21 protein-coding genes and 1 pseudogene are annotated in these 21319 nt (G+C 68.2%); 7 read left to right on the plus strand and 15 right to left on the minus strand.

Annotated features, from left to right (window positions below):
* From DMC18_RS25950 to DMC18_RS25955, 4 genes and pseudogenes are all read right to left on the minus strand, one after another.
* Positions 1–206, minus strand: a pseudogene (locus DMC18_RS25950) (TolC family protein); the annotation flags it as partial.
* 163 nt (positions 207–369) lie between these two features.
* Complete coding sequence (locus tag DMC18_RS08700) at positions 370–3552, minus strand: efflux RND transporter permease subunit (protein ID WP_110120410.1); 3183 nt, start codon at positions 3550–3552, stop codon at positions 370–372.
* A 177-nt stretch (positions 3553–3729) separates the two neighbouring features.
* Positions 3730–4905, minus strand: a complete 1176-nt coding sequence (locus DMC18_RS08705) for an efflux RND transporter periplasmic adaptor subunit (protein WP_233245270.1) — start codon at positions 4903–4905, stop codon at positions 3730–3732.
* Between the two features lie 65 nt (positions 4906–4970).
* Positions 4971–5138, minus strand: coding sequence for a hypothetical protein (locus DMC18_RS25955; protein ID WP_158285883.1), 168 nt, complete (start codon positions 5136–5138; stop codon positions 4971–4973).
* Between the two features lie 169 nt (positions 5139–5307).
* Between DMC18_RS25955 and DMC18_RS08710 the strand changes: the two genes are divergently transcribed.
* Positions 5308–5955 carry a TetR/AcrR family transcriptional regulator gene (locus DMC18_RS08710; RefSeq protein WP_110120406.1) on the plus strand — a complete coding sequence of 216 codons (648 nt, stop codon included), beginning with the start codon at positions 5308–5310 and terminating at the stop codon, positions 5953–5955.
* 107 nt (positions 5956–6062) lie between these two features.
* Here the strand turns inward: DMC18_RS08710 and DMC18_RS08715 are convergent, their stop codons facing one another.
* Positions 6063–6524: a low molecular weight protein-tyrosine-phosphatase gene (locus DMC18_RS08715; RefSeq protein ID WP_110120405.1), complete on the minus strand. Its 462-nt coding sequence runs from the start codon at positions 6522–6524 to the stop codon at positions 6063–6065.
* Positions 6525–6596: 72 nt separating this feature from the next.
* The gene (locus DMC18_RS08720) at positions 6597–6863 is read right to left on the minus strand and encodes an RHS repeat domain-containing protein (protein ID WP_199228506.1); all 267 of its coding nucleotides are present in this window, start codon (positions 6861–6863) and stop codon (positions 6597–6599) included.
* A gap of 549 nt (positions 6864–7412) precedes the next feature.
* Here DMC18_RS08720 and DMC18_RS08725 point away from each other — a divergent pair.
* Positions 7413–8807, plus strand: coding sequence for an integrase family protein (locus DMC18_RS08725; RefSeq protein ID WP_199232555.1), 1395 nt, complete (start codon positions 7413–7415; stop codon positions 8805–8807).
* 9 nt (positions 8808–8816) lie between these two features.
* Here DMC18_RS08725 and DMC18_RS08730 read toward each other — a convergent pair whose 3' ends face one another.
* The 3 genes from DMC18_RS08730 to DMC18_RS08740 form a co-directional block, all read right to left on the minus strand.
* Positions 8817–8996 (minus strand): hypothetical protein, encoded by a 180-nt coding sequence (locus DMC18_RS08730; protein ID WP_110120404.1) that lies wholly within the window; start codon positions 8994–8996, stop codon positions 8817–8819.
* A gap of 40 nt (positions 8997–9036) precedes the next feature.
* Positions 9037–9450 carry a hypothetical protein gene (locus tag DMC18_RS08735; RefSeq protein WP_110120403.1) on the minus strand — a complete coding sequence of 138 codons (414 nt, stop codon included), beginning with the start codon at positions 9448–9450 and terminating at the stop codon, positions 9037–9039.
* 107 nt (positions 9451–9557) lie between these two features.
* Positions 9558–9821, minus strand: a complete 264-nt coding sequence (locus DMC18_RS08740) for a hypothetical protein (RefSeq protein ID WP_110120402.1) — start codon at positions 9819–9821, stop codon at positions 9558–9560.
* 167 nt (positions 9822–9988) lie between these two features.
* Here DMC18_RS08740 and DMC18_RS08745 point away from each other — a divergent pair, with 167 nt between their 5' ends.
* The 4 genes from DMC18_RS08745 (at position 9989) to DMC18_RS08760 (ending at position 14439) form a co-directional block, all read left to right on the plus strand.
* Positions 9989–11011 carry a hypothetical protein gene (locus DMC18_RS08745; protein WP_199232556.1) on the plus strand — a complete coding sequence of 341 codons (1023 nt, stop codon included), beginning with the start codon at positions 9989–9991 and terminating at the stop codon, positions 11009–11011.
* Positions 11005–11760 (plus strand): nucleotidyl transferase AbiEii/AbiGii toxin family protein, encoded by a 756-nt coding sequence (locus DMC18_RS08750; protein ID WP_110120401.1) that lies wholly within the window; start codon positions 11005–11007, stop codon positions 11758–11760. The genes DMC18_RS08745 and DMC18_RS08750 overlap by 7 nt, the downstream gene beginning before the upstream one ends.
* Positions 11761–11875: 115 nt before the next feature.
* Complete coding sequence (locus DMC18_RS08755; protein WP_110120400.1) at positions 11876–12589, plus strand: hypothetical protein; 714 nt, start codon at positions 11876–11878, stop codon at positions 12587–12589.
* Between the two features lie 191 nt (positions 12590–12780).
* A complete protein-coding gene (locus tag DMC18_RS08760; protein ID WP_110132865.1) occupies positions 12781–14439 on the plus strand; it encodes a hypothetical protein in 1659 nt (552 codons plus the stop codon).
* 61 nt (positions 14440–14500) lie between these two features.
* Here the strand turns inward: DMC18_RS08760 and DMC18_RS08765 are convergent, their stop codons facing one another.
* From DMC18_RS08765 to DMC18_RS08790, 6 genes are all read right to left on the minus strand, one after another.
* A complete protein-coding gene (locus DMC18_RS08765; RefSeq protein WP_110117562.1) occupies positions 14501–15028 on the minus strand; it encodes an antirestriction protein ArdA in 528 nt (175 codons plus the stop codon).
* 274 nt (positions 15029–15302) lie between these two features.
* Positions 15303–16961 carry a recombinase family protein gene (locus DMC18_RS08770; protein WP_146218018.1) on the minus strand — a complete coding sequence of 553 codons (1659 nt, stop codon included), beginning with the start codon at positions 16959–16961 and terminating at the stop codon, positions 15303–15305.
* A 115-nt stretch (positions 16962–17076) separates the two neighbouring features.
* Positions 17077–17376 (minus strand): hypothetical protein, encoded by a 300-nt coding sequence (locus DMC18_RS25960; protein WP_158285884.1) that lies wholly within the window; start codon positions 17374–17376, stop codon positions 17077–17079.
* A gap of 100 nt (positions 17377–17476) precedes the next feature.
* Entirely contained in the window at positions 17477–18382 is a 906-nt protein-coding gene (locus DMC18_RS08780) for a plasmid partitioning protein RepB C-terminal domain-containing protein (protein ID WP_110117564.1), read from the minus strand.
* A 2-nt stretch (positions 18383–18384) separates the two neighbouring features.
* Positions 18385–19269, minus strand: coding sequence for a plasmid partitioning protein RepB C-terminal domain-containing protein (locus DMC18_RS08785; protein WP_110117565.1), 885 nt, complete (start codon positions 19267–19269; stop codon positions 18385–18387).
* The gene (locus tag DMC18_RS08790) at positions 19266–20822 is read right to left on the minus strand and encodes a recombinase family protein (RefSeq protein WP_199228259.1); all 1557 of its coding nucleotides are present in this window, start codon (positions 20820–20822) and stop codon (positions 19266–19268) included. The genes DMC18_RS08785 and DMC18_RS08790 overlap by 4 nt, the downstream gene beginning before the upstream one ends.
* A gap of 83 nt (positions 20823–20905) precedes the next feature.
* Between DMC18_RS08790 and DMC18_RS08795 the strand changes: the two genes are divergently transcribed.
* Positions 20906–21289 (plus strand): hypothetical protein, encoded by a 384-nt coding sequence (locus DMC18_RS08795; RefSeq protein WP_110117566.1) that lies wholly within the window; start codon positions 20906–20908, stop codon positions 21287–21289.
* Positions 21290–21319 lie beyond the last annotated feature (30 nt).

Below are 21319 nucleotides of genomic sequence, written 5' to 3' on the forward strand. Positions count from 1 at the left end.
AGGGCCTGGGTCACCAGGGCGTCGAGCGTCGGGTCGCCGAACGCCTTCCACCACTGGGCCTCGGGGGCGGCGGTGGAGGCGACGGAGGGCGCGGCGTTCTGCAGGGCGATGGGGGCGACGACGGGGGCCTTGTAGTTGGGGCCGACGGCGCAGGCCGTGGCCAGCAGCGAGGCGCTGGCGATGAGTGAGGCTTTCAGGAAGGTCATGGGAAACCTCGAAGGTCTCCCTTCCCCCTTTGATGGGGGAAGGGTCGGGGATGGGGGTGACAGAGGTTCAGGATGGGGAGAGGCCGGCGTGACGTCCGCCGCCGCTTCACCCCCACCCCTGGCCCCTCCCCCATCAAGGGGGAGGGGAAGAGGCGCGTGGTCGTCAGTGGGCCTCCGCTTCCACGGCCGGCGCGGGCTGGCTCTTCACCAGTGAGCGCGAGCCGCTGAGCCGGCGGATGACGTAGTAGAAGACCGGCGTCAGGATCAGGCCGAAGACGGTGACGCCCAGCATGCCGGAGAACACCGCCACGCCCATGGCCCGGCGCATCTCGGCCCCGGCCCCGTGCGACACCACCAGCGGCCAGACGCCCATGATGAAGGCGATCGAGGTCATCAGGATGGGACGCAGGCGCAGGCGGCAGGCTTCCAGCACCGCTTTCAGCGGCGTGTCGCCCTCGATCTCGCGTTCGCGGGCGAACTCGACGATCAGGATGGCGTTCTTGCACGCCAGCCCCACCAGCACGATCAGGCCGATCTGGGTGAAGATGTTGTTGTCGCCGCCGGTGACCAGCACGCCGGCCAGGGCCGACAGCAGGGTCATGGGCACGATCAGGATCACCACCAGCGGCAGGCTCCAGCTTTCGTACTGCGCGACCAGCACCAGGAAGGCCAGCAGCACGCACAGAGGGAAGATGTAGATCGCCGTGTTGCCGGCCAGGATCTGCTGGTAGGTCAGCTCGGTCCATTCGAAGCCCATGCCGGCCGGGAGTTCCTGCTTGGCCAGTTCCTCGAGGGCCTTCTGGGCCTGGCCGGTGGAGAAGCCCGGCGCGGGGCCGCCGTTGATCTCGGCGGTCAGCATGCCGTTGTAGTGCATCTCGCGGTCGGGACCGGTGGCCTCCTTGAAGCTGATGAACGAGCCCAGCGGGATCATCTGGCCAGCGCCGTTGCGGGTCTGCAGGCGCAGCATCTGCTCGGGCTGCAGGCGGAAGCTCTGGTCGGCCTGAACGTTGACCTCGTAGGTCCGCCCGAAGCGGTTGAAGTCATTGACGTACAGCGAGCCCAGATAGACCTGCAGGGTCTCGAAGAGGTCGGTCAGCGACACGCCCTGGGCGCGGGCCTTCTCACGGTCGATGTCGGCCTGGATCTTGGGCACGCTCACCTGGTAGCTGGAGAAGACGCCGGCCAGGGCCGGATCCTTCTGCGCCTTGGCGATGATGTTCTGGGTGGCCTTGTAGAGCTCGTCAGAACCCAGGCCCGCCTTGTCGACGATCTGCATGCGGAAGCCGCCGATGGTGCCCAGCCCCTGCACGGACGGCGGCGGGAAGACCGCGATCTGGGCGTCGGGGATGGCGGCGAACTTCTGGTTCAGCTGGCCGACGATGGCGTTGGCCGAGAGTTCCTTGCCGCGACGGTCCTTGAAGTCGCTGAGCGGGAAGAACACCGCGCCGGCGTTGGGGCTGTTGATGAAGCCGTTGGCCGACAGGCCGGGGAAGGCCACCGAGTGCTCGATGCCCGGGGTCTTCATGGCGATGTCGCCCATCTGCTTGATCACCGCCTCGGTGCGATCCAGCGAGGCGGCGTCGGGCAGCTGCACGACGGCGACCACATAGGCCTTGTCCTGCTGCGGCACGAAGCCGGACGGGGTGCGGGCGAAGGCCAGGCCCGTCAGCAGCAAGAGGCCGCCATAGACGAACAGCGAGGCGGTCGAGCGGCCCAGGGTCGCCTTGACGCCGCGGACATAGCCGTTCGAGGCGCGGTGGAAGACCTTGTTGAACGGCGTGAACAGCCAGCCCAGAGCGCGGTCGATCAGCTTCTGGAAGCGGTCCTTGGGCGCGTCGTGCGACTTCAGCAGCACGGCGGCCAGGGCCGGCGACAGGGTCAGGGAGTTGATCGCCGAGATGATCGTCGAGATGGCGATGGTCAGGGCGAACTGGCGGTAGAACTGGCCCGACAGGCCGGTGATGAAGGCCGTGGGGATGAAGACGGCGCACAGCACCAGGGCCACGGCGATGATCGGGCCGGTGACCTCGCTCATCGCCTTGCGGGTGGCCTCGGGCGGGGAGAGGCCGTTGGTGATGTGCCGCTCGACGTTCTCGACCACGACGATGGCGTCGTCGACGACGATGCCGATGGCCAGCACCAGGCCAAACAGGGTCAGCGCGTTGAGGCCAAAGCCCAGCAGCAGCATGATGGCGAAGGTGCCGATCAGCGACACCGGCACGGCCAGCAGCGGGATCACCGAGGCCCGCCAGCCTTGCAGGAAGACCACCACCACGATGACCACCAGGATGATGGCCTCGATCAGGGTGTGGACCACCGAGTCGATGCTTTCCTGCACGAAGGCGGTGGTGTCGTAGATGATCTCGTAGTCGACGCCTTCGGGGAAATCCTTCTTCAGCTCCTGCATGGTCTTCTTGACGTCGGCGGCCATCTGCAGGGCGTTGGAGCCGGGGCGCTGGAAGATCGGCACGGCCACGGCCGACTTGTTGTCGAGCAAGCTGCGCAGGGCGTAGTTGTTGGCGCCCAGCTCCACCCGGGCCACGTCGCCCAGGCGGGTGATCTGGCCGTCGGCGCCGGCGCGGATGATCACGTCGCGGAACTGCTCCTCGTCGGTCAGGCGCCCGGGGGCGTTGATCGACAGCTGGAACTCGGCGCCCGAATTGGGCGAGGGCGGCGCGCCCAGCTGGCCGGCGGCCACCTGGACGTTCTGTTCGCGCAGGGCCCGCACGACGTCGCCGGCGGTCATGCCCAGGGCCGCGACCTTTTCCGGATCCAGCCATACCCGCATGGAGTAGGCGCCGGCGCCGAAGATCTGCACGTCGCCCACGCCGTCGATGCGCTTCAGCCGGTCGCGCACGTTCAGCTGCGCGTAGTTGCTGAGATAGAGCATGTCGTAGCGGTTGTTGGGCGAGATCATGTGCACGACCAGGGTCAGGTCGGGCGAGGCCTTGTTGGTGGTCACGCCGATGCGCTGCACCTCCTGGGGCAGTTTCGGCAGGGCCTGGGCCACGCGGTTCTGCACCTGCACCTGGGCCTTATCCAGGTCGGTGCCGAGCGCGAAGGTCACGGTCAGGATCATGGCCCCGTCCGAGGCCGACTGGGACGACTGGTAGATCATCCCCTCGACGCCGTTGATGGCCTGTTCCAGGGGGGCGGCGACCGTCTCGCCGATGACCGACGGGTTGGCGCCGGGATAAGCCGCGCGCACCACCACGGTCGGCGGCACCACCTCGGGGTACTCGCTGATCGGCAGGTTGGGCAGGGCCACGAGCCCGGCGATGAAGATGACGATGGACAGGACGGCGGCGAACCGCGGCCTGCCGACGAAGAATTTTGCGAAGTTCATGGCGGGGCGTCCGGGAAGGGGAGGGACGAGTTTGGAGACCCCTCCCGTCGGCGGATGGGGGAGGGGCAGGGGTGGGGGTGTCTGCTGAGGGAGATGACGGGCGCCGGCGTCTGTCGGCCAGCGCTGCTGTCACCCCCATCCCCGGCCCTTCCCCCATCGAGGGGGAAGGGAGGGAGATCAGTTCTGGTTGGTGGCCGTGGCGACCGCGGCCACCTTGCGGGGGCCGGCTTCCAGCTGGCCCAGGTCGGCGGCCTCGGTCTTCACCGCCACGGGGGCGACGGCGTCGCCGGGCTTGACCTTCTGCAGGCCGCCGACGATCACCCGGTCGCCGGGCTTGAGGCCCTGGCGGATGACCCGCAGGTTGCCGGCCAGCGGACCGACCTCGACCGGGCGGTACTGGGCCTTGTTGTCGGCCCCGACCACGATGACGTAGCGCTTGCCCAGGTCGGTCGCGATCGCCCGGTCAGGCGCCAGGGCCACCGTCTGCGACGCCGCGCTGACCAGGCGGATGCGGGCGAACAGGCCCGGCGTGAACCGGCCGTCGGCGTTGGCGAAGATCGCCCGGCCGCTGATCGTGCCGCTCTTGGCGTCCAGGGCGTTGTCGATGAAGGCCAGCTTGCCGACGTGCGGATAGCCGTCCTCGGTCATCAGGCCCATGTAGACGGGGCTTTCCTTGCCGCGCTCGGCGGCGGCGTACTTCAGGAAGGTCTGCTCGTCGGCGCTGAAGGCCGCGTAGATCGGGGTGTCGGAGACCACGGTGGTCAGCATGTCGGCCTGGGTGACCAGGTTGCCGCGGGTGATCAGGGCCTTGGAGACCCGGCCGTCGATCGGCGAGGTCACGCGGGTCCATTCCAGGTTCAGGCGCGAGGTCTGCAAGGCGGCCTGGGCGGCGGCGAGATTGGCCTGGGCGGCCTTTTCTTCCGACGACAGCCGGTCGAATTCGCTACGGGCCAGGGCGTTCTGGTCGATCAGCCGCTGGCCGCGCTCGCGGTTGACGACGGCCAGATCGAGGCCGGCCTTGGCGCGCGCAACCTCGGCCGAGGCGCGGGCGGCGTCGGCCTGGAACGGGCGCGGGTCGATCTCGAACAGCACCTGGCCCTTGCGGACATAGGCGCCTTCGGTGAAGCGGACGGTGTTCACATAGCCGCCGACCCGGGGCCGGATGTCGACGGTGTCGACCGCCTCGAGGCGGCCGGTGAAGTCGTCCCACTGGCGCAGCGACTTGAAGGCCACGTCGGCGACGGTGACCTGGACGGCGGGGGCGGGGCCTTGCTCGGGCTGGGCCTTGGCGCTGCAGGCGGCCAGGACCGCCATGGCGGCGAGGCCGGCGAAGGTGTTGATGGCGTGGCGCATCGGGGAACCTGTCGAAGAAAACGCCCGGGGGAGCGGGCGGACGGGGAGGGGGTACGCTTGAACGGCTATTCCCAGGCCGGGCGGCGAGCCCGGCGGCTGGACTTCGGCTGGGAGGCCGTCCGGCCGATCCAGCGCTTGAGGATGCGGCCGTGTTCGGCGGCGGTGGTCAGCCAGCCCATCACGGGAGCGGCCGGGGCTTCGGGGGCGGCTGTGAGGTCGCTCGCGTTCGGCATGGCTTGCGCTCCGTTGAGGGGCTAAGAGGGGGGAAATGTCGCAGGGTCGGTTGCTTGACTTGGCGGCTAGGGATAACGATCTAGGATGTGACGATACCGTTCGGTATCACTCTCCATGGCGGAGAGATACTGACCGGTAACTCTCACGTCAAGGCGAGGTGCTGCGAAAATGGCTGCGAGAAAATCTGGGGAGGTCGGCTCGGGGGAGCTGGGAGCCGGGACGGCGTGCGCGCCGGACGGCCCGCCGGCGTCCAAGAGGCCCGCCCGCGACCGGATCTTCGAGACGGCCCGCGAGCTCTTCTACCAGCACGGCATCCGGGCCGTCGGCGTCGAGGCCATCGCGGCCGAGGCCGAGGCCACCAAGATGACGCTGTACCGGAACTTCCCGTCGAAGGACGAACTGGTCGCCGAGGTGCTGCGCGAGCAGGAGCGCGAATACTGGGCCTGGTGGGACGGCGTCACGGCCATGTGCTGCAGCGATCCGCGCGGCCAGCTGGAGGCGATCTTCGACGCCTTCGAGACCAAGGCCTGCGACACCAACATCCACGGCTGCCCGCTGTCGAACGCCGCCATCGAGCTGCACGAGGAAAACCACCCGGCCCAGCAGGTGTCGGTGAACTACAAGCGCTCGCTGCACGGCCGGCTGATCGACCTGTGCAGCCGCGCCGGCGCCGCCGACCACGAGCTGGCCGACTCCCTGATGCTGTTGATGGAAGGCTCGTACACCGCCCGCGTCACCCTCGGCGCCGACGGCCCCGCCCGCTCCGTCGCCCGCGCCGCGCGGAGTTTGATCCGCGTGCACCTGGGGGACCGGTAGGGGGCTGGACCCCCTCCGGCCCTCCGGGCCACCTCCCCCAGAGGGGGAGGATCTAGCAAGTCAGATGCTCCCCCTCTGGGGGAGCTGTCGCGGAGCGACTGAGGGGGTCAGTCCGCGATCTTCGCCGCCAGCCCCCGCGCCCCGGCCGCCGCATCGGCCCAGGTGACCTCGAACCCCGCGTCATCCCCGTAATAGGGATCGGCCACGGCCTCGCCGGCCCGTCCCGCGACATGATCCAGCAGCAGGCTCAGCCGCGCCCGGCTCCCGGCCGGCGCCAGACGCTTCAGGTTCCGCAGATTGTCCAGGTCCAGCGCCACCACGTGGTCGAAGCGCTCGAAGTCGGCCGCCGTCACCTGCCGCGCGGCGTAATGGCCGATCTCCACCCCATGCCGCCGCGCCGTCGCCTGGGCCCGCCGGTCCGGCGGATCGCCCGCGTGCCAGCCGCCCGTCCCGGCCGAGTCCACGACGACGTCCAGCCCCAGCCGCTGCGCCTCCAGCCGGAACGCGGCCTCGGCCAGCGGCGAGCGACAGATGTTGCCCAGGCAGACGAACAGCACGGAAACGGTCATGCCGAACCGCTAGGCCAAAACCCGCCGCGCCGACAATCGGAAATCACGAGGCCCGGCGCGCCAGGTCGCCGTCTAGGGCAGGGGAACGACCAGGCCGCCCAGCAGCGGCAGCACCACGACCCGCAGCGAAGTCGTCCCGCCGGTCGAGGTGACCTGCGTGCGGTTGCCCGCCGCGTCGTAGGTATATTCCGTGACCCGTCCGGCCGAGGTCACGACCTTGGTCAACCGCCCCAGGGCGTCGTAGGTGTAGGTCGTGGTTTCGGCCGCCGCGGCCAGGCTTGGCGCGGCGATCATGCCGGCCGCCGCAAGAGCGATGAGAAGTTTGCCGCCGCGTTTCATGGAAACTCCAAAGCTTCACCTTGAGTGGCGAGCATAAGCGCGGCGCGCTCGCAGGGCTACCTCCTTGGCGACATTTCTCCGACAAATCCCGCTGGACGAGCATGTCGGCCGCCGCAGCCGCCGACAGGCGCCGCTCGTCCGCGATCGAGCACGAAAAAGCCGACACGCCGGAAGGCGAGCTGGGCGACGCTGCATGCTTTGATGGAAGTCCTCGGTTCAAGACCGAAGTGGCGCGCCCGGAACGATTCGAACGTCCGACCCTCAGATTCGTAGTATTCTTAAGTATTCATCTCATCTTTACGCCAGAACACGCTACGGCACGAAAGATATTGTATTTATAGTCTATTCCAAATCCGGGATCGGATGTGTTAGCATAGCTGCGTAGGTCGGAATTTAGACTTTTATGAGCGCCGCCCCGTAGTAGCGCCCGTACTAAATCCCGCCACATCCGATGCAGCTGACCGTTAGATTTCGAACATGAGCAGCCAAACGTTTTCGTTCTCGGACCGGGCGCTCGCCCAGCTCCCCCTCGCCGACAAGGGCCAGTACATGGTCCGCGACCGCGACCTTCGCGGCTTCTTCGTCGTCGTGGGCGCCCGCAAGAAGACCTATGTCGTCCAGGCCGAGTTCTGGCAGGACGGCCAGCGGAAGGGAAAGCGCCTGGCGATTGGCGCCGTCGACGAGATGCCCGTGCGCGAGGCCAGGATCGCGGCCAAGGGAACGCTGGCCAGGATCCTCAGCGGCGAACTGCACCGCGAGGAGGCGCAGGCCAGGGCCGCTGCGGAGGCGGCGGCGAACCCCGCCGGCGGCGGAGCCGAAGACAGCAAGGGCGTGACCTTGAGGCAGGCCTGGGCGCGCTACCGCTCGTCGCACATGGAGCGGAAGGGCCGCAGCGAGTTGACCATCGAGAACTACGCGGACCATGTCGACCGCCTGTTCTGCGACTGGCTCGACAAGCCGCTGAGCGAACTGGGTGAGACCCCGGGGATGGTCGCCGACCGCCACGACAAGATCACGCACGACAATGGACCCGGCATCGCCAACGGGGCGATGCGGACACTGCGGGCGATCTACAACCACGCACGCAAGCGCAATCGGGACCTGCCGCCCGAGAACCCCACGCTCGCGGTCGACTGGAACGTAATCAAGCGCCGGGACACGGCCATGGGCGTGGAGGACCTGACGACATGGTTCGAGCAGGCCCGGCGCCTTCGCCACCCGATCCGGCGCGAATTCCATCTCTTCACCTTACTGTCGGGCAGTCGGCCCGCCGCCCTCCTCAAGGCACGGGTCGAGCACCTGAACCTGCGCGAACGCGTCCTGCACATCCCGCGCCCTAAGGGCGGCGATGACCGCGCCTTCGACATCCCGCTGTCGCGGGCGATGGTCCGGTGCCTGGTTCGCGCCATGCGCGCCAGCCGCTTCCTGCTGCCCGACCAGGCGACGACCTGGATCTTCGCTGGCGAGAGCCGCGAGGGGCACATGACCGTGCACCGCGAACAGCGCCAGGTCCTCTGCAAGTTCGGCAACGACCTTCGCCAGACCTACCGGACCGTGGGGCAGGCGGCGGGCCTTTCCGAGCTGGACTGCCACCTGCTGATGAACCACAGCCTGCCCGGCGTGAACGCCGGCTACATCACTCGCGCCAAGCTTCTCGCGGGGCACCTGCGCAAGGCCCAGGAGGAGATTTCCCAGCTCGTCATCGATCAGGCGGGCGGCGACGGGACGCGCTGGCCGATGCTGCCGTCGCGGAAGATCGGCGATCCGCTGCGCGACCCCACCCCGCCTGATCGGCGGACAAAGGCCTACTGCGAGGCCAACCCGCTGACGATGGAAGGCAAGCCCCGGCGGCGCGTCGGCCGGCCACCGACGAAGACCACTGTCGGCGCCCACATCCTCTTCAACGGGCCGCGCGGCAGGGGAGCTGGACACGCCACGGGCTGAGACATGACCTTACCGGCTTGCGAGCCTCGCCGCCGCGCGGGTTCGGCGGCGCGTCCGCCGCGCCTCGTCCTTGATCTCCGAGACCGCGTACTCGATGTCGCGGATCGTGTCCGCCCAGGAGAACGGCGGCCGCTCGCGCATCCAGGCGAGCACTTCGGCGACGGTGGGTTCAGGCGAGCGGGTCGACATCCGGGCAACTCCAGCCGTCGAGGGTTCCGATCCGGCGACTTCAGCGGAGGTCTTCCAGTTGCGCAAGGTAGGGATCGAGGAAACCGTTGTGGAACCACTCCTGCTCCTCCAGCGTCGGCTCGGCGCCCGGACTCGAAGCGAGCGCGGCAAGGACCGCGTTGTCCGCCAGCCGCGCCAGGCCCGACGGTGAGAGCGGATCGATGGCCTCGGCGTGTTCTCGAGCCCATGCCGCCCAGGCGGCCAGCACCCCGGTCGGCGGTGCGGACTGCTCGAGCGCGCCGACGAAGGCGCGGATATCCTGTGCCTCATGCCACGCATCGACGAACGCCCGTAGCACCGCGGGCTGGTCGTGGCCGAGCCGCCAGTCATGCAGGCGTCGCGCCGCGCGGCGGAACGCGTCCTCAAGGTCGCCCGTCCCAGGCGGTGGCCGACCCGGCTGGTGGCGTCGGGACATGGGCGCTCCTGGTCTTTTCGCGCCAAGGTCTGGTCGCCTGCCTAGACGCGCCGGCGAGCGCGAAATCCTGGCCCGCGCTCCAGGTGCCGGCTCCCGTCTGCGACCGTTCAATTGGCCACAAGCGGCTCGCGCAGGCGTGCGGCGTAGTCGAACATGCAGGCGGCAAGCTCCAGTCCCGTTCCGCGAAGATGCTCTTCGCACCCCAGGACTTGGCTCGCGAAGACATCGGCGAGGGCCTCGACCATGTCCGGGCTGGAGCCGTCGACCTCCGCGGCGACGATCTCGAGGACCAGCTCATCGAGCTGCATCCGCTCGGCAGCCGTCAGGAACTGCAGGGCCCAGTGGTAGTCGTCCCTGGTCGGCAGGCGCATGATCGATCTCCACGTTTGCGCGTGGAGCCTCGCGCGGTCCATGGCCGCCTGCAATCCGGCAGAAATCGGGGGTTGACGGCGAGGGGTCTGGACATCGCGCCCTGTCCGGCTCGTCGCACGGTGCATCATATAACAGCTCAATGGCTATTTAACATTATGGGTGTTATATGAACATCATGATGTTAAATAAGCCCAACCGCGAGCGCCTGGAACGGCTCGGCCATGCGGCCGAAGCCTATGTCGCGCATGTGTTCGGCGCGACCCTGGACCTGCACGACCTCAGCGCGGAAGGCCTGCCGTACTTCCTGACCGATCGATACCATTTCTGGCGAGGCGAGCTGCAAGGCCGCCCCGCCGTCTTCATGGCCAATCGCGGCGGCCCGCTCGACACCGCCGACATCGCCAAGCACCGCGACCTGGCGCGCCGCCATCTCGGCATCCAGCTAGTCGTCCTTGTCCTCGACCGGATCGATGCGCGCGTGCGCCGGCGGATGATCGAGCACCGGATCGCCTTCCTGGCCCCCGATTCCCAGCTCTACATTCCCGAGGTCATGCTCGACCTGCGCGAAGGTTCGCCGATCGAGGTCGCCGCGCCGCCCGAGCACCTGTCCCCGACCGCGCAGCTGGTGGTCTTGGGCGCCGTGCTGGGCCGGGTCGTCGACCAGAAGAGCCTGACCGACCTGGCCGAACGGTTCCAGGTTTCGGTCATGAGCATGAGCCGGGCCCTGGACGAACTGGTCGCGGTCGGCGTGGCGCAAGCCGATTGGGCGGGCCGCCGGCGGCTCCTGCGCTTCAATGCGACCGGGCGGCCCCTATGGACCGCGATCGAGCCGCGCCTGAAGTCCCCCGTCCGCAAGGTGCGCCTGGTGCGCGGCGAGATCCCGTTCGACCAGGCGCCCATGGCCGGGGAAACCGCCCTGGCGCACTACACGATGCTCGGCCCGCCGCGCGTCGAGCGGCGCGCCGTGCTCGCGTCGCACTGGACGCGCCTGGCCCAGCACCTAGAACTTGAGCCCGCCTGGGCCGACGAGGCCGAGCGCATCGAACTGGAGACCTGGGCCTACGACCCGCTCGTCCTCTCCGACGACGGCGCCGTCGATCGCCTGTCGCTCTACCTCAGTGTCCGGCACGAGCCCGACGAGCGGGTCGCCCAGGCCGCCGCGCAACTGTTGGAGGACATCGCATGGTGATGGGACTGGACCGTTTCCGCGCGCATTTCGCCGGCTGCGAGCACCAGTACGTCCTGGTCGGCGGGACCGCTTCGGAGCTGGTCCTCAACGAAGCGGGCCTGCCCTTCCGCCTGACCAAGGACCTGGACATCGTGCTGATTGTCGAGGCGCTCGACGCGGCCTTCAGCGAACGCTTCATGGCCTTCGTCACGGACGGTGGGTATCAGGTGCAGGAGCGGGCGAGCGGCGAGCGGGTGCTCTACCGGTTCCAGAAGCCGAGCCAGGCGGGCTATCCGGCGATGATCGAGCTCTTCTCCAGGACGCCCGAGGGGATCGTGCTGGCGCAGGATAGCGCCTTCACGCCGCTGCCGATCGACGAAGCGGCCGCCAGCCTGTCGGCGATCCTGCTCAACGCCGACTACTACGACTTCCTCAAGGCGATGCGGCGGACCGTCCAGGACGTCCCGATCCTCGAAGAGGCGGCGATCATCCCGTTCAAGGCCCGCGCCTGGATCGACCTGACGGCGCGGCGCGCGGCCGGCGAAGAGGGCCAGGGCGACAATATCAAGAAGCACCGCAACGACGTCGCACGCCTCCTGCAACTCCTCCCGGCGGGGACGAGCATCGCCTTGCCCGACACCATCCGGACCGACATGCGGGCCTTCGCCGCCGCGGTGGCGGCCGACGAGGCTTTCGACCCGCGCCAGTTCAAGATCGACATCACGCGAGAGGCCCTCATCGAGCGCCTCTCGGCCGCCTACGGACTGTAGTTCGCCGAGAACCATCTCGCGATCCAGCGCGCCGCTCGAAGGCCGGCGACTTGCACCGACTCGGTCCGCGCGGCGATCCTGGCGCGCGGACTCCACGCGGACGGGCGCCAATCCGATGGGTGAGATCAATATCCCGCGCGACCAGCAAGCGGCGCTGGCGGCGCTCGACGTCGACGCGATCCGGCGGATGATCGATGACGCCCTGCGCAGGGAGCAGCCGGGTGACCTGTACCTGCGGCTGAGCAACTGCGGTCCCTATGTCGCCAACCGCCTGCAGGCCTTCGAGCGCGATCTTGCGCGGTACAGCCAAGCCAAGTCAGCGAAGAAGCGCGAAGAGACCTACAACGACGCTCACCGAGCCGGCTACAAGTTGAAAGACGCCATCGAAGCGATGCGCGCCCGCCTGGAGCGAGAGCAGAAGTTCGCCCAGCTGTTCCTCATCGACGACCTTATCATGCCGCCGTTTCGCTTCAGCGAGCGCATGAGCGTCGACGTGCACTATCGCTGGCGCCGAAACGTCGAAGACCCGTGGACGCACGGGACCATCACCTTCACCCACCAGGTCGACCCGCACCTCGGTTACCTGAGGCCGTATGCGGCTCCGGCCCCGAAACGCAAGCCGAGCGCCGCCAAACAGGAGCAAGCCCGCCAGCTGGCGCTCCACCAGACCTGGGACCAGCTCATGAAGGGCGCCCTCTACGCCGTGCGCGACTACTTCCAAGGCGGCGGCGATGGCGCGGAGATTCCCAAGACCTACAAGGCCACCGTCGACGCCTATTCGCGCGACCTGAACAATTTCAGCACCAGGTTCTGGCGCCAGCCGGCCTGACGTCTCCAGCGCCCCTTCGGAGGGTGATCCCCGGCCCGCGCTCCAGTGCGACGGCCGCCGGAAGGCGAAGGTCGCGCTGACGCCCAGACAACGCAGGCAAGCGCGCCTGGGAAACCCGTGTTCAATGACGCGCGGTCCGTCGCCTGGCGCGATGGGACCGTCCTCTTGCAACCGGTCCAGGAAACATCACCATGACGAAAATCACCACCGCCTCGGACATCGCCTCGAACGTGGGCGCCTTCGGCGCGGCGTCCGTTCTTGCAGGCCTCACCGAAGCGGCCCTGACGATCAAGCTCGACCAGTTCGAGCCGGCCTTCGACCGGCACGGCGAGGCGGAAGACCGCTACCTTTCGGCCCGCAAGGCCCTGGAAGCGACGCCGCTGCCGGCGGCGCTCGTCGTCCCGCCCAAGGGCCGGACGCTCGTGGGCGTCACCATGACGTATAGCGACGGCGCGGCCGAAACCCGGCCGATCCCGCCGCAACCGATCCGCCTGGAGACCGTCGAAGCCGTCCTCGACTATTGCGATGGCGACGCGGCGCTGGCCGCGCCCTATGTGGCGGCGCTGGAGCCCTGGCTGGCGGCGACGGAGCCGCTTCGCCGCCGCCAGGACCGGACCCAGCAGGCCATGCGCCGGTCGGAGGCGCGGCAACTGGCCGCCTCCAACGCGATGCAGGCGGCCGCCCTGGCCATCCTGGCGGCGCCGGCGCTGTCGGTCGGCGACATGCTCGCCAAGATCGACGGCTATGTCCGTGTCCATTGCGACAGCGGCAGGCTGGAAGACCTGGACGGCTTCGACTGTACGCCCCTGACCCTGGCGCTGGCCAAGGACCTCGCCGCGCTGGCGCAGACGACGCTGGCCCCGCCAGGATCGGAATGGGCGCTGGCGTTCGAGCGCCATCAGGCCGTCGAGCAGCGCTACCAGGCGCTTTGCGCCGAGCATGACGACGACACCGACCGGCTGCACCGGACGCTCGATCCGGCTTGCCGCGCGCCGGGACTGCACCAGCGCGAGTCGATCCGCTGGCTCTCGATCGAGGACTTCGACAACGATGTCCTGCTGACGCCCCACGCCAAGGCGTTGCTGCGTCCCCAGGCGCTGGCGGCGATCGAACAGCGCGACGGGTTCTTCCGTCATGTCCAGGACCCCGAGCGCAATCGTCGGAGCGCCGAACTCGAACGGCTGTGCGACGAGAAGGACATCGCGATCGACGAACTGCTGGAGCTGCCGCCCCCGACCGTCTCGGCCCTGCTCTACGCCATGGAGAAGCGGGCCTGGTGGATGGACGACGACAAGATGGGCCTGGCCGATCCAGGCTACGTGGCCTTCTGCCTGCACACCTATCTCGATCAGGCCTACCCGGTTCAGAGCTACCTCGACCTGCTGCATCTCGCCGGGCGCGCCTATGCCGTCCCCGAAGCCCTGACCTTCAATCCCCGGGCCTGGATCGACGCCTATGAGGCGGTGGGCGGGAAGGTCGGCGACGCTGGCCGAGGGCTCATCATCGCCTATCCGGAGCACGACACCCTTCAGGCCCGCCGGCTGCGGGTCGCCCTGGCCCAGGCGCCATGGAAGTACCGCGCAGTCCACCTGGCCGCCGAACAGCGCCGCGAACAAGGCGGCGATCCGTTCCGCGACGCCCAGGGCCTGGCCGGCGCGCATGATCAGCGCCACGCCGCGCGCCGCTTCGACGGCTTCGTCCGCCGGGCCGACCACGTCGTCTTCACGCGCGATCCGGTGACCGGCGCGGCGACCCCGCACATCGAGCACATCGACAACGCCGCCGCCCCGTACGTCCCGGCGGCGTTCGGCCTGCGCGCGGCCGATCCGCAGATCCTGGCCGCCGAATAGGCGCGCTGGTCGTCGCCGGTCCCCCGCTTGGTGGGGACCGGCGACCTTGCCGGCGAAAAGCCTACCGCGCCCAGAAGACATGGACCTCGTCGTGGGCGGTCTCCACGGTGAAGACCTCTCCGCCGAGCACCGCGTCACGGGCCATGGCGTCGTAATCGATATAGAGGCGCAGGGCCTCGGGGATGGTCACGGTCTCCTCGGTCAGTTCGGCGAAGTAGTCCGACAGCCGGGGATAGACCCCGCGATACTCATCGAAGGCGTCACGGGCCGACTCCAGGTCGCCGCCGACATGGGCCAGCACCAAGGCCCCGAGGCTCCCGCGTTCGCGCAGGAATTCGGCGATCTCCACAACCGCCTCCAGGGGCATGTACTCGCCGACCTCCACCCCGCCGAAGTCGTCGTGGTCGTGGATGGCGTATTCCTCCGCGCCCGGCGCGGGCGAGGCGGCCAGCATGGCGGCGACCGCCGCGCGCACGTCCTCGACATCCTCGCCGACCTCGATCCAGGCGCCATGCAGGCGCCCCTCGTTGTAGGCGGCCAAGCACGCGACATAGATGCGCGGCTCCAGGTCTGCAGCGGCCTTTCCCATGGTTCCAACCTCGCTTCAGGGGTTCAGCATGAACCCTTGCCCGTCGGCGAGACCGGGGGTGCAAGCGGAGGCGCCGGCTTCGCGGGGACCCGGCTGCAGGACCCGAAGGGGCCGAAGCTGGGCGGAAGCCGGTCCGCAGCGCGCCCGGGGCGGAGCCCCAAGCCCGCGACCGCGGCAGCGGGCGTCAGCAAGACTTGAGCATGGGCGTCCTGTTCCTGGTGAAGGTCCGCGGGCTTTTCCCGCGCTGAGGTCCAACCAGGGTCGAACGGTGGCCCTAGTTGTTAAGGGCAGCGGCGCCGCCGGCTGTAGGAGGCGTCGTTGCGCTCGCGAGGTCGGCCCTGTCTCTCACCCGCTGATAGGCAGCCTTCATGATCGACGACTGCGTCGAGGCCAGGCCTGCGAGCGCATAGGCGTTCGCCAGGGTCTCGAACCTCTCGCGGTATCTCGACGCCTTGTAGGGGCTCGTAATGTCATTGAGCATTTCGGCGGTCACGTACCCGTGCTGGATATAGAGCTGGCGCAGATGGTCGATCAGTTCCGCGTCAGTGGCTCGCCGCACCTCAGGCTTGGCGACAGCAGGACCAAGAGCGGCAGTGACCCTCGCGCCAGTACGTCGCCGCTCCCGCGCGCCCGATGGTAGTCCGCTGGCCTCGTACGCTTTCGTCAGCGACCCAAACCGCCAGCGGTAGTAGCGCGCCGGATAAGGCCCCTCGGCGTTGATCAGCCTGGCGCTTATCGCGCCGTGCCTGTCCCAGATCGCTCGAAGGCCGTCCATAAGTTCGGAGACGGGGTGATCGACTGGCCGCTGCCTGGCGTATGGCTTGTAATCCTCGAACCCGACGAGGCGGAAGGCGGCCCGAAGGGTCTTGAAGCGACGGATGTAGCTGTGCGCGGACGCGCAGCTTGGATCCTGATCGATGATCTTCGTCGACAGCGTGCCGTGCATCGCGAACAATCGGGCCAGGTCGGCCAGAAGCTTCTCGGTTGTGACGTGGCCTTTGCGGGTGGCGGCCATGTGGCCCTGCGCTCGCCAGAACAGGTCCTCGGGGATCAGGGGGTCCATGATCTTGGTCACCACCCAACGATCTTCAGGCAACCGCACGACGTTGCCCAGGTTCGAAGCCGTTTTGCCGAAGACGTACTCGCCGATGTAGAGGCGATTGCTCAGGATTGTCTGGATCGCGAGCGGCTTGAACAGCGTCCCGGCTCGGCGTTTGCCGCTCCCATTCAGGCGGCGGGCTATGGCTTGAAAGGAAAGCTTGTCGTCGACGTAGAGTTTGAAAATGCGCCTGACCAGCGCGATCTCCGAGGGCGGGCCTGGCACGAGGATGGTTCGGTCGGTGTTGACCCGCTTGTGTTGACCACGCTTGAGGAGACCGCGCTGGCGACCATCCTCGTCGATCAGCATCCGTCTCAAACCTAAGGGCGCGAAGCCTCCTTGCTTGAAGCCAAGCGAGGCTTGCAGGCGCTGCGCGCGAGCAACTTTCGCTGATAGCTCCCGGCTATATTCGGCCGCCATGACACGTTTCATGTGCTTCATGATGGAAGACATGGGCGAGCCGTCGTTTTCAAAGGGCTCGGCGCAGTAGCGGACGGGTATCCCGGCCTGTCGGCAGATGAACTCGTAGTGGGCCGATTGGTCCACGTCCTGGAAGCGCCCCCATCGGCTCACGTCGAGCACGAGGATTTCGCGGAACCGTGGCCTCCCCTGGAGGACCTCGGCCAGCAAACGCTTCAGCCCCTTGCGGCCGTTCAGGCTCAAGCCGCTCTTGCCGGGGTCGATGAAGGTCTCGACGATGGCGTAGCCGCGCAGCGCGGCATAGGCCGCGATGGCCACGCGCTGGTTTTCAAGCGAGTAGCGCTGATGCTCAGTGGACATCCGAAGGTACTGAGCCGCAGGAACAACCTTCTCACACACGATCTCGTTCGGCATGACCGACTCCTCCCCGGGGCTCACGCTGCCCCTTTTCAGCTGGCGCCCATCCCGCAGCTCAGATCGGAAGACCGTCCTCCTGGCGGAGGTCACGGATCCGGGCGTCGTACAGTCTCTAGTGCCGGCGCGACCTGAAGGCCGCGTCGAGCAAGGGCCCGGACCGGATCTCGACGTCCCCCCCCGCGGCGTCGCCGACCCGATGCGCGCTGCACACCAGCGCGGTGCGGACTGGCTCGCTATCGTCCTCGAGTGTTGCGTAGAGGAACAGGGCGCGCCCAGGGCCGCCGCCCAGCGCGGCGAAGTAGGCGTGGGCGGCTGCGTTGAAGATGGGCACGCTGGCCGACCACGGCGCGGTGAAGCTGGCGAGGACCACCGACTCCTGGCCGGTCTGCTCGACGATGTCGTAGGCGAACATGGGGGCTCCGATCAAACTCCCATAGACGCGCGAGCCGCCCCCCGCCCCGGTCGGCATTCCCGCCCGACCGGCCAATCGCCGCATCCCGGCCGCACGCGGGTCAGGGCGGCTCGGCCGGACCGCCGACCGACTGGTCGAGCGAGGCGGCCGCGATGATGGCCCTGAACTCATCCAGGATTTCCGGATGGCGGCCGCGCATGTAGCGCTCGATCTCGGAGTTTCCGACGAGGCGCGAGAGATAGCCCGAGGCGATGACGAGGTGCAGGACGTCGTCGCCGTAGGAGACTTCCAGCGCCTTGAAGTCCTTGGTCAAGGACTCCATCTCGCGCTCCATCCGCGCCATCTGGTCGGCGGTCATGCCCGCGACCTTCTTGGGCTTGCTGGCGTTGGCCAGGTCGGACTGGCGGGTGGCGGCCAGGAGCGCCTTGGCGTAGGCGGAGGTGAAGTTGCCGGCCGAGATCATCAGCTCGGCCACCTCGATCTGGCGCAGCGGCTTCATCTTGCGCAGGGCGTCGAAGGCGACGGGATTGACCGCGCGGTCCTTCAGCAGCTCGACGACTTCGGGGGCGACGCCGTCCAGCAGGCTTCGGCGGCGCTTGATGGCCTTGACGTCGACATCCAGGGCCCGGGCCAGCTTCTCCTCGGGCACGCCGCGCTCCAGGGCCCGCACGATCATGAAGTGCTCCTGGATGGTGGCCAGGCGGTTGACCCGCTTGTTGTAGGTGAATGCCTCGTCATCGTCGGCCACCAGGCAGCGGGTCTCCCCCTGACCCAGGGTCTTGAGGATGGCCAGGCGCACATGGCCGTCCAGCAGCATGAAGGCGCCTTGGCCGGGCGAGCGGACCACCACCAGCGGCTCGATCACGCCGACCTCGGCGACCGACTGGGCGATGCGGCGGTACTTCAGCGAGGCCACCACCTTGTCGGGGAGTTTGCGCATTGGGAGGATCTCGTCCAGGCGCAGCACCACCATCCGCCGCTCGAAGGCGGCCTTGACCGGCCCCATGCTCAGGCCTCCGCCACGCCGAGACGCTCGGCCAGGGGCTTGGGCAGGGTGTGCATGGCCTCGGCGCGCAGCAGGGTGACGAAGTTCTCGTCGTCGAGCAGCCGGCGCAGGCCGTTGACGACGAACAACAGCCGGCTCTGGGCCAGGGAGGCCTTCTTGATCATCAGCTTCTGGCGGTCGGTCTCCTTGCGGTAGGCCCGCACCAGGGAGTCGGCGGTAACCCGCAGGCGCGAGGTCGCGCTGGGTCCTCGCGAGCCGCTGTGGCCGGCCTTGCCGCTGGTGCGGCGCTGCTCGATGATCCGGCGGATGGCGATCATCTGGTTGCCCGGCAGGGCCTTCTGCTCATAGGCGTCGGCCAGGGCGCCCTGAAGCTCGTGGTCGCCGGCCTTGGCGATCTCCATGGCGATGGTGTGGGGGATGACGCCCCGCTCGACCGCGTTGATCAGCCGGTCCTCGCCGTTCTCCAGCAGGAAGCAGATCGCCCAGATGTATTCGGGGCTGAAGTCGGTCTTGCGGGCGATCTCGGAGACCGAATAGCCGCGGTCCTTGAGCGCGCCGATCTCGCGCACAAGCTCCAGTGGCGTGCGCTGGCGGCGGGCGAGGTTCTCCACCAGGCTCATCACGTAGCAGTCCTCGACCGAGGCCTCCATGACCACCGCCGGGATCTCGTCCTGGCCCAGGGCGATGAAGGCCTCCATCCGGCCCTGGCCGCAGATCAAGTCGTAGCCGCCGTCCTCGCGCGGACTGACGGTGATCGGCTTCTTGAGGCCGAGGTTGGCGATGCTGGTGACCAGCTCCTGGAAGATCCTGCGGTTACGCGAGCGCGGGTTGAGGACGGTGATGCTGGAGATCGCGATGGACCGGATGGTCTCGGAAGGGTTGGTCATGCCGCCAGCCTCAGGTCGGTGCGGCGGGTCAGGTCCAGGAAGCCGTCCAGGCTGTCATGGCGATAGGCGTCGAGGAACACCCCGTTGTCCTCGCCCAGGCGCAGCCGCGCCGCGTTGCCCATGTCGATCCAGGGCAGGAGGTAGTAGTCGCCCACGGCCTCGTTGCCGGGGGCCATGCGGGCGGCGATGGTGATGTCGGGGCGAAGGCCCGTGTCGAGCCGGATCTTCCAGCGGTTGCGCCCTTCAAGCGAGGCGCAGCGCACGATCGACAGGGAGGCGGTGAACTCCTCGTTGATGGTCAGGAGGTCGGTGGCCGGATCGACGCGGACCTTGGCGCCCAGGGCCCGGATGCCGGCGACCGTCTGCTCGACCACGCGCGGGTGCAGGGCGCGCAGGGCCCGGTTGGTCTCCAGGTAGCGGTAGTCGCGGTCGGTGGCGTAGCCGACCAGCTGATAGGCGCGCACCAGGCTGCCAAAGCGGCTGCGGTAGGTAGCGCTGGACGGCATGTCCTCGACCTCGTCGATGATCAGGCCCGAGAGGCACCCGCGCTCGCCCAGCAGCATCGTCAGCCGCTCTAGCAGTTCGGTGTCGGTGAAACGGCGACTGCGCTCCTCGATGATACGCTGGGCGGCGATGAAGAAGTCGGGATCGACGATGCCTTCGAAGGCGCCGTCGGACCGCACCCACTGGTCCGGCTCGTTGACCACGCGCTTCTTCTTCAGCTTGAAGGAGACGCGGTTGTAGACGTTGTTGCCGACGTACTTCTCGTTGGTCAGCACCTGGTGGACGGTGCCGCGCGTCCAGGGACGCTCCAGGTCGGTGAGCACGCCCTCGCCGTTCAGCAGGATGGCGATCTCGCGCTCGGAGCGCCGGTGGAGCACGAACTGCCGGTAAATCCGGTTGACCACCTCGACCTCTTCGGCCGGGCCGGGGGTCAGCACCACCCGGTCGGTCTGCAGGCTCTTGTGTTCGCCGCGCGACAACAGCGCCTTGGGCTGGCGGTGCTCGTCGACCAGCAGGCGGCGCAGGCCAAAGCCGGCCGGGCCACCCTGGCGGAAGCCGAGGTTGATCAGCCGGCACTGGCCGATGAAGACCTTGGCCGACAGCTCGCGGCAGTATTCGCCGGCCATGGCGCGCTTCATGCTCTTGATGATCGTGGCGCTGAGGCTGCCGTCGTTCTCGAACTGCTCGGCGCAGTAGTGGACGACGATGCCGGCCTCGCGGCACTGGAACTCGTAGTAGGCGCTTTCGTCGGCGTCCTGGAAGCGGCCCCAGCGACTGACGTCGTAGACCAGGATCGCCTCGAAATCGGCCCGGCCGCCGCGAACATCGGCGATCAGTTGCTTGAGCGCGTCACGGCCCTCGAGCTTGAGGCCGCTCTTGCCCTCGTCGGCGTAGGTGCGGACGATCTCGAAGCCGCGGCGGGCGGCGTACTGGTCGATGATCTCGGCCTGGTTCTCGGTGGAATACTTCTGGTGGTCCGTGCTCATGCGCACGTAGCGGGCGGCGCGCACGGCCACGCCGCGGAAATCCGCGTTCGTTTCGATATCCATCAGGGGAAACACCCGCCTCACACGTCTTCAGGAGCCTTGGAGCCGTTCGGCTCCGTCCAAACCCTAGGTCGGATGGTGTGGGTATGTCGCGTTCGCAGAAGGACCGAAAACTTCGGTCAAATACGGAAAAGCCTTTCCCCGAGACCAGCACCGAGGGCTTCGATTTCACCACCGCGATCGCCCAGGCGCTGCGCCGCCAGTACGGCCACAGCCCGGCGGCCGTGAAGACCGTCGTGCGCCTGACCCGGACCAATCCGCGGGCGGTGCGCAACTGGTTCGCGGCCAACAACGGCCCCAACGGCGAGAACCTCGTCGAGCTCGTGCGCCATTCCGAAGAGGTGTTGGAGACGGTCCTGCAGTTGGCCGGCCGTCACGACCTCGTCACCGCCCGCAAACTGGCCGGCGCGCGCGAGAAACTGCGCGAGATGCTCGAGATGATCGACGAGCTGCAGTCGAGCCAGACCTGAAGCCAACGTCCGCGCCTTCGCACGATCTGG

The sequence above is a fragment of the Caulobacter sp. D5 genome, assembly GCF_003185805.1.
Lineage (GTDB): Bacteria > Pseudomonadota > Alphaproteobacteria > Caulobacterales > Caulobacteraceae > Caulobacter.